This is a genomic window from Actinophytocola sp. (genome assembly GCF_049647105.1).
In the GTDB taxonomy this organism is placed as follows: domain Bacteria; phylum Actinomycetota; class Actinomycetes; order Mycobacteriales; family Pseudonocardiaceae; genus Actinophytocola.
This window is the reverse complement of record NZ_JBARWZ010000270.1, coordinates 1-12,870: the sequence shown is the minus strand read 5'-3', so window position 1 is coordinate 12,870 and position 12,870 is coordinate 1. Positions and strand designations below refer to the sequence as shown.

General features: G+C 71.1%; 11 protein-coding genes. 6 read left to right on the top strand and 5 right to left on the bottom strand.

Annotation, left to right across the window (positions count from 1 at the left end; translation table 11 throughout):
• Positions 1-79: 79 nt before the first annotated feature.
• Positions 80-1,489: a PLP-dependent aminotransferase family protein gene (locus tag WBA97_RS32020; protein WP_424234705.1), complete on the bottom strand. Its 1,410-nt coding sequence runs from the start codon at positions 1,487-1,489 to the stop codon at positions 80-82.
• Positions 1,490-1,569: 80 nt separating this feature from the next.
• Between WBA97_RS32020 and WBA97_RS32015 the strand changes: the two genes are divergently transcribed.
• Both WBA97_RS32015 and WBA97_RS32010 read left to right on the top strand, forming a co-directional pair.
• Positions 1,570-2,811, top strand: a complete 1,242-nt coding sequence (locus WBA97_RS32015) for an MFS transporter (RefSeq protein ID WP_424234704.1) — start codon at positions 1,570-1,572, stop codon at positions 2,809-2,811.
• A 41-nt stretch (positions 2,812-2,852) separates the two neighbouring features.
• Positions 2,853-4,622, top strand: a complete 1,770-nt coding sequence (locus WBA97_RS32010) for a BCCT family transporter (protein ID WP_424234703.1) — start codon at positions 2,853-2,855, stop codon at positions 4,620-4,622.
• Positions 4,623-4,673: 51 nt separating this feature from the next.
• Here WBA97_RS32010 and WBA97_RS32005 read toward each other — a convergent pair whose 3' ends face one another.
• Entirely contained in the window at positions 4,674-5,690 is a 1,017-nt protein-coding gene (locus tag WBA97_RS32005) for a C40 family peptidase (RefSeq protein ID WP_424234702.1), read from the bottom strand.
• Between the two features lie 155 nt (positions 5,691-5,845).
• On the opposite strand from WBA97_RS32005, the gene WBA97_RS32000 reads away from it, so the two are divergent.
• Entirely contained in the window at positions 5,846-6,679 is an 834-nt protein-coding gene (locus WBA97_RS32000) for a metallophosphoesterase family protein (protein ID WP_424234701.1), read from the top strand.
• 26 nt (positions 6,680-6,705) lie between these two features.
• On the opposite strand, the gene WBA97_RS31995 is transcribed toward WBA97_RS32000, so the two are convergent.
• The 3 genes from WBA97_RS31995 to WBA97_RS31985 form a co-directional block, all read right to left on the bottom strand.
• Positions 6,706-7,581, bottom strand: a complete 876-nt coding sequence (locus WBA97_RS31995; protein ID WP_424234700.1) for an ABC transporter permease — start codon at positions 7,579-7,581, stop codon at positions 6,706-6,708.
• Between the two features lie 76 nt (positions 7,582-7,657).
• A complete protein-coding gene (locus WBA97_RS31990; protein ID WP_424234699.1) occupies positions 7,658-8,593 on the bottom strand; it encodes an ABC transporter ATP-binding protein in 936 nt (311 codons plus the stop codon).
• Positions 8,590-8,988 (bottom strand): GntR family transcriptional regulator, encoded by a 399-nt coding sequence (locus WBA97_RS31985; protein ID WP_424234698.1) that lies wholly within the window; start codon positions 8,986-8,988, stop codon positions 8,590-8,592. The genes WBA97_RS31990 and WBA97_RS31985 overlap by 4 nt, the downstream gene beginning before the upstream one ends.
• Positions 8,989-9,176: 188 nt before the next feature.
• Between WBA97_RS31985 and WBA97_RS31980 the strand changes: the two genes are divergently transcribed.
• Genes WBA97_RS31980 through WBA97_RS31970 form a run of 3 tightly spaced genes read left to right on the top strand, consistent with a single transcriptional unit; the run spans position 9,177 to position 12,756 of the window.
• Positions 9,177-10,532, top strand: coding sequence for a hypothetical protein (locus WBA97_RS31980; protein ID WP_424234697.1), 1,356 nt, complete (start codon positions 9,177-9,179; stop codon positions 10,530-10,532).
• Complete coding sequence (locus WBA97_RS31975) at positions 10,529-11,530, top strand: glutamate ABC transporter substrate-binding protein (protein WP_424234696.1); 1,002 nt, start codon at positions 10,529-10,531, stop codon at positions 11,528-11,530. The genes WBA97_RS31980 and WBA97_RS31975 overlap by 4 nt, the downstream gene beginning before the upstream one ends.
• Before the next feature lie 5 nt (positions 11,531-11,535).
• On the top strand, positions 11,536-12,756 hold the full coding sequence (locus WBA97_RS31970) for a hypothetical protein (protein WP_424234695.1): 1,221 nt from the start codon (positions 11,536-11,538) through the stop codon (positions 12,754-12,756).
• Positions 12,757-12,870: the final 114 nt, after the last annotated feature.

Here is a 12,870-nt window from a genome sequence, read left to right as displayed (position 1 = left end):
GCGGTCGTCGCCGCGAACGGCGCCCGCGCGGCCGCCGCCTCGGCCAGCACGGACTCCAGCGACCCGGCACCCGCCACGTTCACCACACCTCACCCAGCAATCTCAAGCCTTCCTCGATCCGGTCCTGTTCGATCCGGCCGTAGCCGAGCGCGAGCCCTGGCCTGCCCGCGCCGAACCCGTGGTACTCGGCCAGGTCCGCCACGCCGACCCCGGCCGCCGCGGCCCGCTCGACCATCGCGGCCACGTCCACCTCGCCGCTCGGCCACGCGGCGAGGTGCAGCCCGGCCGTCGACGGCACCACCTCGAGCCGATCCGCGAAGTCCCGCCGCAGTATCGCGAGGATCAGCGCGCGCCGCGCCGCGTACTCACGCGTCGACCGCCGCAGGTGCCGCACGAACAGCCCCTCGGCCATGAACCCTGCCATGGCGCCCTGGGTGGTGACCTCCGACCGCAGGTCGGCCAGCCGCTTGGCCGACCGCAACGCGCCGAGCAGCGACGACGGCGGGACCAGGAACCCGAGCCGCAGCATCGGCAGCATCGTCTTCGAGAACGACCCGACGTACAGCACGCGGTCACCGCGGTCGAGGCTGTGCAGTGGTTCGAGCGGCCGGTCGGCGAAGCGGAACTCGCTGTCGTAGTCGTCCTCGATCACCACCGCACCCGTCCGCCGCGCCCAGTCGAGCAGCTCGGTCCGACGGCGCAGCGACATCGGCGGGCCGAGCGGGAACTGGTGCGACGGGGTCGCGTAGACCAGGCGCGTGTCGTCCGGAAGTGCCGCCACCACAAGGCCTTCCGCGTCGACGGGCACGCCGGTCAGTCGCGCGCCGTGCGAGGCGAACAGCTCGCGGGCGGGCGGGTAGCCGGGTTCCTCGACGGCCACCCGGTCGCCCGGCGCCAGCAGTACCCGCGCCACGAGGTCGAGCGCCTGCTGGGTGCCGCTCGTGACCAGCACCTGTTCGGCGGGCACCCGCACCGACCGGGACAGCCCGAGGTGCCTCGCGATCTCGGCGCGCAGCCCGGCGTGCCCGGCCGGGTCGCCGTACAGCGCGTCGGCGGCGGCGACGTCCCGGAGCTGGCGCGCGACCTGCCTGCGCCACGCCGCCATGGGGAATCGGCCGGTGTCCGGCACCCCGACGCCGAAGTCGAACGGCGGGGCCGTGTGCAGCACCGGGGGTGTGGCCAGGTCCCGCCACACCGGCCTGGGCGGCACCGCGCCCGGCCCGGTGACCAGTGCCGCGCCGGAGGTCGGCGGGTTGGCGCACACGAACGTGCCTGCCCCGACGCGGCCGACGAGAAAGCCCTCCGCGGTCAGCCGCTCGTAGGCCAGCGCCACGGTGTTGCGGGAGACGGCGAGCCTGCCGGCCAGCTCCCTGGTGGGCGGCAGCTTCTCCCCGGAGCGCAGGCGGCCGTCGATGACCGCCTCGTGCAGCTGCCGGTAGATCCGGGCAGACAGGTCGCCGTGCCCGGCCAGGCTGACGTGGAACTCCACCGGCCCACCCTACATTGGCCCAATAGAACTGGTCGACATTGGACCTTCCAGCGAGCCAATCCGGTTCCTAGGTTGAGTCCATGTCGCGATTCCTCCCACCTCCCGGACCGGCCCGCCCGCTCGCGGCGGCGCAACTGGCCGACTCGATCGGGCTCGGCGGGTACCTCGTGTGCTCCGCGCTGTACTTCACCCGGATCGTCGGCCTGTCGGCGGCGCAGGTCGGGTTCGGCCTCACGGTCGGGTGGGCGGTCGGGTTCCTCACCGGCGTGCCGCTGGGGCACCTCGCCGACCGGCGCGGCCCGCGCGGGGTCGCGATGCTCCTCGCCCTGTGCACGGCGGCCGCGCTCGTCGCGTTCCTGTTCGTCCGGGACTTCGTGCCGTTCGTGCTCGTGGCGTGCCTGTACTCGAGCGCCCTTTGTGGACTCAACGCGGCACGGCAGGCGCTGCTCGCCGGGCTCGTCGCCGCCGGGGACCGGACAAGGGTGCGCGCGGTGCTCGCGACGGCGATCAACGGCGGCATCGCGGTGGGCGCCGGCCTCGGTGGGCTCGCGCTGCAGGCCGACACCGAGGCGGCCTACCTCGCCGTGTTCGCGTTCGACGCGGTCAGCCTCGGCGTCTCCGCACTCGTGCTGCTCCGGCTGCCGGTCGTGGCACCGGGCGCGGCCCACGACAACGGCACGCCCGCGCTCGCGGTGCTGCGTGACCGGCCGTATGCGGTGGTCGCGACGCTGAACATGCTGCTGCAGCTGCACATCCCGTTGATCACGCTGGCTATTCCACTGTGGATAGTGGAGCGGACGAACGCTCCAGGGTGGACGGTGTCGCTGCTGCTGGTGCTCAACACGCTGTCGGTCGTACTGTTCCAGGTTCGGGTGGCGAGCAGGGTGCGCGATCTCGCGAGTGCGTCGAGGTTCATGCGGTCCGCAGGCGTGACGCTCCTCGCGGCGTGCGCGGTGTTCGCGATCTCCGGTTACGGTGCGCCCGCATGGATCGCGGTCGCCGTCCTCGTCGTCGCCGTGACCCTGCAGGCCTGCGCGGAGATGATGCAGGCGAGCGGCGCGTGGGAGATCAGCTTCGGCCTCGCGCCGGACGGCAGACACGGCCAGTACCAGGGGTTCTTCGGCTCCGGCTTCACCGTGGCGCGGATGCTCGGCCCGCTGCTGGTGACCACGGTCGTGCTCGGCTGGGGCACCGCGGGCTGGCTGCTCCTCGGTGGCGTGTTCGTCGCGGCGGGCGTCGCGATGGGACCCGCGGTGCGGTGGGCGGAGCGGACCAGGGAAGACCTGGTCGAGACACAACCGTTGCCTGCCACCACGGCATGACGCGTGTCCAGAATTGATCAACCCGGTTAGCATGCGCCGGTATGGAAACGGACGCTCGAGATTCGGCGGAGACAGGACCGCGACAAGATACGGAAGTCCTTACCGGCACAGAGGAAAGAATCGAGATCGCGGCCGACCGGCCACCTCGGACCGACAAGTGGGTCTTCGGTATCTCGGCGGCGCTGACACTCGGCTTCCTTGCCTGGGGCGTGTTCGGCACCGACTCGATGATCACGGTCGCCGGCAAGGTGCTGAACGAGGGTGTGATTCCCTACGGCGGCTGGGCGTTCGTGCTCGTGGCAAGCGGTTTCGTGTTGTTCGCGATCGGGCTCGCGATCAGCCGGTACGGCCGGATCCCGCTCGGCGCGGACAAGGAGAAGCCGGAGTTCCGCACCGCGTCATGGATCGCGATGATGTTCAGCGCGGGCATGGGCATCGGCCTGATGTTCTTCGGTGTAGTGGAGCCGCTGACACACTTCATGTCCCCGCCGCCGGGCACCGCGGGGCCCGCGTCGGACGAGGCCGTGCACCAGGCGATGGCGACCACGCTGTTCCACTGGACCGTGCACCCGTGGGCGATCTACGCGGTGGTGGGTCTCGCGATCGCGTACAGCACGTTCCGCCGCGGCCGCACCCAGCTGTTCAGCTCGGTGTTCACGCCACTGCTCGGCAAGCGGCGCAGCGAGGGCCCGATCGGCAGGGCGATCGACATCATGGCGATCTTCGCCACGCTGTTCGGTTCGGCGGCCTCACTCGGGCTCGGCGCACTGCAGGTCGGCGAGGGCATGGCCTACGTCGGCTGGGTCGGCGAGGCGGGCACGATGCTGCTGGTGGCGGTCATCGCGGTGCTGACGATCGCGTTCGTGGCCTCGGCCGTGTCGGGGGTGGCCAAGGGCATCCAGTGGTTGTCGAACATCAACATGGTGCTGGCGTTCGTGCTGGCGGGGTTCGTCTTCATCGTCGGCCCGACCGTGCTGATCCTCAACCTCGTACCGAGCGCGATCGGCGACTACGCGCGCGAGTTCGCGGAGATGTCCGGCCGGGCCGGCGCGACCGGCGGCGACGAGATGCGTGGCTGGCTCGGCAGCTGGACGATCTTCTACTGGGCGTGGTGGATCTCGTGGACGCCGTTCGTCGGCATGTTCATCGCACGGATCAGCCGCGGCCGGTCCATCCGGCAGTTCGTGGCGGGCGTGATCCTCGTGCCAAGCGTGGTGAGCCTGTTCTGGTTCGCCATCTTCGGTGGCGCCGCGATCGATCAGCAGCGTAAAGCCCTTGCGGCGCAAGGACTTTCGTCGGCCGACCTGGCAAGCGGGTCACTGAGCGACCTGGTCGATCCGAGCACGTGGGTGTACAACCCGGACGCGACGTCCGAAGTGATGACGTTCTCGTTCCTCACCCACCTGCCACTGTCCACAGTGGCCGCGGTGCTCGTGATCGTGCTGGTGTCGATCTTCTTCGTGTCCGGCGCGGACGCGGCGTCGGTCGTGATGGGCACCCTGTCCCAGGGCGGCTCGGTGCATCCGAAGAAGCACGTGGTGGTGTTCTGGGGTGTGCTGATGGGTGCGGTCGCGATCGTGATGCTGCTGGTGGGTGACGGCAGCGGCAACGCGTTGTCCGGACTACAGAACCTGACGATCATCGTGGCGGCGCCGTTCGCACTCATCATGGTCGGCCTGTGCTGGTCGCTGTGGCGGGACCTGCGCACGGATCCGCTGATGGTCCAGGAGGACGAGATGATGAAGGCCCTGCGGGCAACCGATGTCGGCGAGCTACGCAGGCACGGACCCCGCGTCGGCGGCAAGGACTAGCGCCCCGAGGGGCACCTTCGGGACATCGGTGATGTCCCGAAGGTGCTCTGGTCAGCCCACGACGCGGCGGATGACCGCGATGGTCCCGATGTTGTCGATGCCGCCGAGCTTGACGTTCTCGCCGAAACTGGGCGCGTGCACCGCGCGGATGTCGTCGACCGCGATGGCAACGTGGTGGACCGGCTCGCCGTAGAAGATCAGGTCACCCGCCCGCACGTCCGACCGCGCGACCTGTTTGCCGACGAGCGCCTGCTGCCTGGACACCCTCGGCATGGCGACGCCGACGGTGCGGTAGGCGGTCTGCACGAGCCCGGAACAGTCGTACGAGCCGGGGCCGACCGCGCCCCACAGGTACGGCTTGCCCATCTGGCTGAGCGCGAACTCCAGCACGGCGCCCGCGTCGCCACCCGGGATGACGACGTCGCCGCCGTAGTCCTCGATGCCGTCGAGCAGGGACCGCTGTTCTGGAGTGAGGTTGTCGAGCGCGGTCCGCACCTCGGCGATCTGCGCGTCGAGTGCCGAGCGCCGCTGCCGGACCTGCGCCGCGGTGCCCTCGACCTTCGCCTCCAGCGCCTGCGCCTGCGACTCGGCGGTGACCGCCTTCTCCTCGGCGTCCTCTGCGGCTTCGAGTGCGGCGTCACCCTGGCGGGGCCCGCCGGTCAGGTGTGCCGCCAGCGTCGCCGCTTCGAGCTTGCCGACGAGGTCCTCTGGGCTGGTGCTGGTGGCGAGCGCGGTGAGCCCGTCGAGGTCGCGGCGGGAGGACAACGCGATGGCCACCCGGTCGAGGTCCTGCGCGACGGTGGCCTTGTCGCGGAGCGCGTCGGCGGCGGCCTTGGCGTCGTCGGCGGCCTTGGCCGCGGCGGCGGACGCCTGCTGGTGCCCGGCGAGCTCCTCCTGGACGACCAGCAGCTCCTCGTTGACGAGCTCGGCCTCCGAGGAGAGGTCGTAGTAGTGCGCGAGCAGCCCGGCGACGGTCGTCGGCTGCGCGGCGGCAGGCGCGGTCAGAAGCGTCGCGGTCAGCAGGACCACGGCGCCGACGCCGGCCAGCGATGCGGGCAGTGCGCGCACCCCGGCCTCCCCTCTCGTGCGATGTCGGTGTCCCTTGGTACCCCTCGGTGCCATTGTCCATGAAAGATCGCCGAACACCTGCCGAACCCACGATGGGGGCACCAACATCTGCACGCTAGGGCAATCGGGATCAAGCGACCGTTAGGGTGGCTCCCGTGAGCAATCTCGTGGCCGTCTCCGACCTGCACGTGACCTACAAGGAGAACCGCGAGGTCGTCGAGCAACTGCGCCCCCTGACCCCGCAGGACTGGCTGCTCGTGGCCGGTGACGTCGGCGAACGCCTCACCGATGTCGGGTGGGCCCTTTCGGTGCTGAAGGAGCGGTTCGAACGGGTCGTGTGGACGCCGGGCAACCACGAGCTGTGGACGATGCCCGACGACCCGGTCACCCTCCGCGGCGTCGAACGGTACAAGGCGCTGGTCGAGCTGTGCAGGAAGCTCGATGTGCTCACCCCCGAGGACCCGTACGAGACGTGGCACGGTCCCGGCGGCCCGGTGAGGGTGGCCCCGCTCTTCCTCGGCTACGACTACACCTGGCTCCCCGACGGCTACGACACCAAGGAAGCCGGTCTCGCGTACGCGCACTACACGGGCGTGGTGTGCACCGACGAGTACATGTTGCACCCGGACCCGTACCCGACCCGCGACGACTGGTGCCGGGCCCGCGTCGCCGAGACCGAGCAGCGGCTCGAGGAGTGCGACCCGGCGGTGCCGTTCGTGTTCGTCAACCACTACCCGCTGGTCCGGCAGCCGACGCGGGTGCTGCGGTTCCCGGAGTTCGCCCAGTGGTGCGGCACCGTACTGACCGCCGACTGGCACACCCGGTTCAACACCGCCGCCATGGTGTACGGCCACCTGCACATCCCGAGGAGCACCGTGTACGACGGGGTGCCGTTCGAGGAGGTGTCCCTTGGCTACCCCCGGGAGTGGCAGCCAAGGCAGCGCCCACCCGGCCTTCCCCGGCGCATCTTGCCGGTCACCTCTTCCTGACGGCGGCGCGCGGTGCTGCGGCCACGTCAGACCGGCCGCCGCGCCACCCGGTACACGACCGGGCCGGCCAGCAGGATCGAGGCGAGCACGAGGAGTCCTGTCTCCGTCCACTGGAACCGCCAGTACCGGTCGGCGGGCTGGTAGTACAGGACGGACCGGTAGCCCGCTTCCTCGATGCACCTGAGGTAGGTGTCCCTGCCCTCCGAGGCGCACTCCGGCACCACCTGGTCACCCGCCACCTCCACCCCGGACGGGGACAGTGACGCCGCGCCGGTGAGGTAGGCCCCGGCGACCGGTCCGTCCGTCACGGCCCGCACGGGTTCCGCGTAGTCCTCGCGCACCTGGAACACCAGGAACATGGCGAGCACGAACACCGCGATCGTGATCGCGAACGCGGGCAGCGTCCTGCGCACCAGCCCGCCCGCGGCGGTGCCGAGCGCGAACGCGAACAGCCACCACGCACCCACGGCGGCACCGGTGCCGCCGAACAACGCCGCGTCGCCGAACCGGTCCGCGTTGCGGACCCCGTCGAACACGCCGACCCAGGCACTGACCATCACGCCGAACGCGAGGCCCGCCACGGTGACCGCGCCCCCGAGCACCCCCAGTTTCGTGGCGAGCCACCGGCGCCTGCTCACCGACTGCGTCCACGCGAGCCGATGCGTGCCCCGCTCCAGCTCTCGCGCCAGCAGTGGCGCGCCCCAGAACAACCCGACCAGCAGCGGCACCACCGGCAGCCAGCTGAGGTAGGTGTACAGCGACTGGAAACGGGCGTTCAACGCGTCACCGGACTGCCCGGACGCGTCGAGGCCGTGCACGAGCAGCAGCACCCCGATCGCCGCCAGGAAACCGGCGGTCACCAGCACCTGCGCGCGGTGCTGCCGCCATGTCAGCCACACCATGTCTCTGCCATCCCCTCTTTCGTTCCCGTCATGGGTTGTCGTGCCGGGCGTGACCCCCAGCCAGGCCCGGCGCCGGTCACGTACTCGCCAGCGCGGGGCGTGGCAGCGCCGCGCTCTCCGGGCGCCGCAGGTACGCGAGAACCAGTTCCTCGAGGCTGACGCCGCGGTCGGTCCACCTCGGGTCGAGCGAGAGCCGCTCCGTTCCGGTGCGGACGAGCAGCGTCGCCTGCCGGTCGGTCCGGTCGCCGTCGACGACGGTCAGCCGCCCCGCCACGCCGTCGGCCAGTTCCGATGGCCCGGTCAGCAGCCGGTGCTCCGCGAGCAGGTCCTCGATGTCGCCGCAGACCTGGACCCGGCCACCGTTGAGGACGACGAGCCAGTCACACGTGTCGACCAGGTCCGACACCACGTGCGAGGACAGCACCACGGTCATCCCGCTGTCGGCCACCGCGGCCATCAGCCCGCGCATCACCTCGTGCCGCGCCAGCGGGTCGAGGTTGGCGAGCGGTTCGTCGAGCACGAGCAGGTCCGGCCGCTTCGCGAGCGCGACGGTCAGCGCGACCTGTGCCTGCTGACCGCCGGAGAGCTTGCCGACCCTGCGACCGGCCGGGATGTCGAGCGACGCGAGCCTGCGCTCGGCGAAGGCCTGGTCCCACCCCGGGTTCATCCGCGCGCCGAAGCGCAGCATGTCCGCCACGGAGAAGCCGCCGTAGAGCGGCTTGTCCTGCGCGAGGAACGCCACGCGGGGCAGCGTCCGCGTGGTGCCCGCCCGCGCGCCGAGCACCGTGACCTCGCCATGGTCGGGCGCGAGCAGCCCGACCGCGAGGTGCAGCAACGTGGTCTTGCCCGCGCCGTTCGGGCCGACCATGGCCACCACCCGCCCCTGGGGCACGGACAGGGAGCAGTCCCGGAGCGCCCAGTTCCGCCGGTACTTCTTGCCAAGACCCGTGGTGGTCAGCGCCGCGGTCGGCGCCGCGGTGAGCGCGTTCTGTGCGGTTGTCACCGCGTTCATGCCGTGCCCTCCCCTAGACGAAACGAATCCAGCACCACGGACGCGAACAGCGCCTCGACGTCCTCCGCGTCAAGTCCCGCCGCGCGGGCGTCGGTCACCCAGCCGGTCAGCGAGTCACGCAGCCGCGCGTGCTCGGTCACCGATGCGCCACCCAGCGAGCGCTGCACGAACGTGCCGAGCCCCGGCTTGCCTGCCACGAGCCCTTCCCGTTCCAGCTCCCGGTAGGCCTTGAGCACGGTGTTCGGGTTGATCGCCAACTTGTCGACGACCTCCTTCGCTGTCGGCAGCCGGTCCCCCGGTCTCAGGACTCCCAGGCGCAACGCGTGTTTGACCTGGTGCACGAGCTGCAGGTACGTGGCGACGCCGGAGCCGCGATCAAGACGAAAGTCGATCACCAGCAACACCCTTTCACTAATGAAGTAGTGAAATAGTGAAGGGAGACGAAACCGTTGTCAACCCGGGATGGCCCGATAAGGCGAAAGATCCTCGGCACCAGCGGTCCACGGCTACGCTGCGATCAGTGCCGGGGGGCCTGGCCCGAAGGGTTCATGTCGTTGTCGATCGCCAAATGGGGGACTGTGTCGTGAGTGCACCCACCGCTCCTCCGCCAACGCGGAGCGACCCCGCGCCCACACCGGTGCGCCCCGGCAGGGTCGGTGAGCTGCGCGAACTGGCGAAGACCACCCCCGGCGTGCTCGTCGTCCTCACCGTCGCGCTCGTTCTGGTGAGCCTGCTCGTCGGCCTGTTCACCGCCCTGAGCGTGCAGAGCCGCGCCAAGACGCTCGACGACCTCACCGCCCGTAGCGGACCGCTCTCGATCGCGGCGCAGGACCTCTACCGCTCGCTGTCCGACGCCGACGCCACCGCCAACAGCGCGTTCCTCTCCCAGGGCCTCGAGCCTGCGGAGGTGCGGGCCAGGTACGAGTCCGACATCGCGCAGGCCTCGTCCGCGCTCGCCACCGCGGTCGCCGCGCGGGAGCCCGCCGACCTGGCCGACCCCGACGGCGCACTCTCCGTGCTCTCCCGCGAGCTGCCCGTCTACACCGGACTCGTGGAGACCGCGCGCGCCAACAACCGCCAGGGGCTGCCCTTCGGGGCCGCCTACCAGCGCGAGGCGTCCAACCTGATGCGCGAGGAGCTGCTGCCCGCCGCGCAGCGGCTGTACACGGACGAGACCGCGACGCTGCGCGACGACCAGGACAGCGCGGCCGGCCTGCCCATCGTCGAGATCGTGCTCGGGCTGGGCCTGCTCGTGCTGCTGTTCTTCGCGCAGCGCTACCTGCGGCGGCGCACCCGCAGGCGGCTCAACGTCGGGCTGCTCGTCGCGACCGGGGCCGCCGTCGTGTCGCTCGCGTGGGTGCTGATCGCGACGATCGGCGTGATGGCGAACGTCAACGCCAGCCAGGAGAACGGCTCCGCGCAGACCGACGTGCTGGCGCAGGCCAGGATCGCGGCGCTGGCCGCGCGCGGCGACGAGACACTCACGCTCGTGGCCCGCGGCAGCGGCGCGGTGTTCGAGGAGGACTACGAGAAGGTGCGGAAGGTACTCGTGGGCGACGGCGGCGGCGGGCTCCTCGGGCAGGCCCGGCGCCTCGCGACCGACGACGCCGTGCGGAACGAGGTACGCGCCGCGACCGACGCCGAGCGTGACTGGCACGAGGTGCACGGCCAGATCCGCGAACTGGACGACAACGGCGACTATCTCCCGGCCGTCGACCTCACGCTCGGCCAGGACGAGAACGGTGCGGCCGCGAAGTTCGACGCGGTGGACAACTCCCTGCGGGAGGCCATCCTCACCACCCAGGCGACGTTCGAGGACGAGGTCGGGCAGGCGAGCAACGCGCTGACCGGCACCGTGATCGGGGTGATCGTGCTCGCGCTGCTGGCGGCCGCGGGTGCGGCGGCCGGCATCTGGCAGCGGCTCAAGGAGTACCGATGAGGAACCGCACGAAGGTGGTCGCGCTCCTCGCGGTCGTCACGATGGCCATGGGAGCCACCGTGGGCTGCGCCACCACCGAGGAGGTCGGCGACCGGGGGACCCCGGCGGGCGGACCGCCCATGCCCAAGGACGCCGAGGTGATGTCCGACCTGCCCGCCCCCGGCCTGGACACGAGGTGCGGCGACGCGACCGCGAGCCTGCGCCCCGGCGGCCCGCCGCCAACACCGGGCGCCATGCCGGGCGGCACGACGATGGCGGCGATCCAGGCGCGCGGCAAGCTGATCGTCGGTGTGGACCAGAACACCTACCAGTTCGGCTACCGCAACCCGGTCACCGGTGAGGTCCAGGGCTTCGACATCGACATGGCCAAGGAGATCGCCAGGGCCATCTTCGGCACGGCCGATGGCACGATCCAGTTCAAGGTGCTCACCTCCGCCCAGCGCGTGCCCAAGGTGACCTCGGGCGAGGTCGACCTCGTCGTGCAGACCATGACGATCAACTGCGAACGCCGCGAGAACGTCGAGTTCTCCTCGGTGTACTACATGGCCGGGCAGCGGGTGCTCGTCAAGGAGGGCTCCGACATCAACGGCGCCGACACGCTCGGGGGCAAGAAGGTGTGTGCCGCCAAGGGATCCACGTCGATCGCCAGGATCGTGAACCTGGAGACCGACCCCAGGCCCGTCGGCATCGGGGTGGACAGCTGGACCGACTGCCTCGTGATGTTGCAGCAGAACCAGGTCGACGCGGTGTCCACGGACGACACGATCCTCGCCGGGCTCAAGGCACAGGACCCCTTCACCCAGGTGGCAGGCGTCCCGTTCTCCGAGGAGCCGTACGGCATGGCGATGTCCAAGAACGCCCCGGACTTCACCAGGTTCGTGAACTCGGTGCTCGAGCAGCTGCGGACCAGCGGAAGGTGGACACAGATCTACAACACGTGGCTGCTGGCTCTGCTCGAGAAGCCGGCGTCGCCGCCGCCGGCCACCTACCGGGACTGAGCGGCATGGGTGGCATCGTGCTGGGCAGGGAAGAGGTCGACCGCGCGCTCGCGGCCGTCCAGGGCGACAGCGACCGCATCGCGGCCTCGCTCGTCGAGATGGACGCGCATCCCGGCCACCAGCTGCTCAAGAACGCGGCACTGACCGGACTCACCGCGACGCGGTGGGGACAGGCCCGCACGGCGATGACCACGCTGTGGGAACAGTTCGCGAGCTACCGGGACTCCGTCGCTCGGGCGCAGGAGGTCCGCGCCCGCCGGTCACGGCCGGGCGACGAGGAGCTGGCCGAGCTGACCAACATCCTCCACGGCCCGATCGTCGAGCTGGACTCCGAGGCGATCCCGATCGAGCGGCGCGGGCTGACCGGGCCAGCACAGGTGACCGAACGGATCACGCTCGCCGAGCTGCTGTCGCGGATGCGGCAGGCGTTCGACACGGTCACCGCCGTGCTCGCGGCCGTCGAGTCGGCGTGGTCCGCCGCGATCGGCGGGATCGACCCGCTCGACGCGCGGCTGCACGCCGTTTCGGTGCGGGCCGAGTCGGTCGGCGCGGCCGCCGACGAGGTCGCCGCGATCCGGCGGGACCTGGACAAGGCCCGCGAGCTGGTGCTCACCGACGTGCTCACCGCGCACGCCACCGACGCGCTGCCGGGCCTTGCGCGGCGGATCGGCGAGCTGGAGACCAGGCTCGCCGGGCTCGCGCAGGTCCGCGACCGGTTCACCGCCCGCGTCACCGCGCTCGAGTCCGCGCTGTCGGACGTCGAGGCGCTCGAGGCGACGGCCCGCCAGACCTACACCGCGATGGTGGACAAGATCGCGGCGCCCGGCCTGCCGGTGCCAGGTGACCAGGCGTCGGTGACGCTGCGGAACCGCCTCGCGCGGCTGACCGCCCGGCACGGCACCGCGGGCTGGGACGTGCTGGCACGGGAGGCCGACGAGCTGGACCGGTTCGCCGCGACCGCACTCGACAGCGCCAGGACCGCGCTGCGGGCCATCACGGGATTACTCGACCGGCGGGCCGAACTACGCGGCAGACTGGAGGCCTACCAGGTGAAGGCGGCGCGGCTCGGGCACGCCGAGGACGCCGAGCTGGCCGGGCTGCACGGCGAGGCACACCAGATCCTGTTCACGGCACCGTGCGACCTGGCCGCGGCGACGAGAGCACTCAACCGCTACCGCCAGGCCATCCAGGACCGGACGCAGTCCCGCGAGGAGAGAACCGAATGAACCAGTGCCCCCGGCCCGGTTGCGGCGGCACCCTCGACGAGGACAGCTTCTGCGACACCTGCGGCCTGGCAGCTCCCGCAGGCGCGGCCACCCCGATCGCGCCCACCCCGGCGC

What these genes read in the sequence shown, in the direction of transcription:
- WBA97_RS32015 (WP_424234704.1), top strand. Translation starts at nt 1,570, where the DNA reads ATGTCGCGATTCCTCCCACCTCCCGGACCGGCCCGCCCGCTCGCGGCG.
- WBA97_RS32010 (WP_424234703.1), top strand. Translation starts at nt 2,853, where the DNA reads ATGGAAACGGACGCTCGAGATTCGGCGGAGACAGGACCGCGACAAGAT.
- WBA97_RS31995 (WP_424234700.1), bottom strand. Translation starts at nt 7,581, where the DNA reads ATGGTGTGGCTGACATGGCGGCAGCACCGCGCGCAGGTGCTGGTGACC.
- WBA97_RS31990 (WP_424234699.1), bottom strand. Translation starts at nt 8,593, where the DNA reads ATGAACGCGGTGACAACCGCACAGAACGCGCTCACCGCGGCGCCGACC.
- WBA97_RS31975 (WP_424234696.1), top strand. Translation starts at nt 10,529, where the DNA reads ATGAGGAACCGCACGAAGGTGGTCGCGCTCCTCGCGGTCGTCACGATG.
- WBA97_RS31970 (WP_424234695.1), top strand. Translation starts at nt 11,536, where the DNA reads ATGGGTGGCATCGTGCTGGGCAGGGAAGAGGTCGACCGCGCGCTCGCG.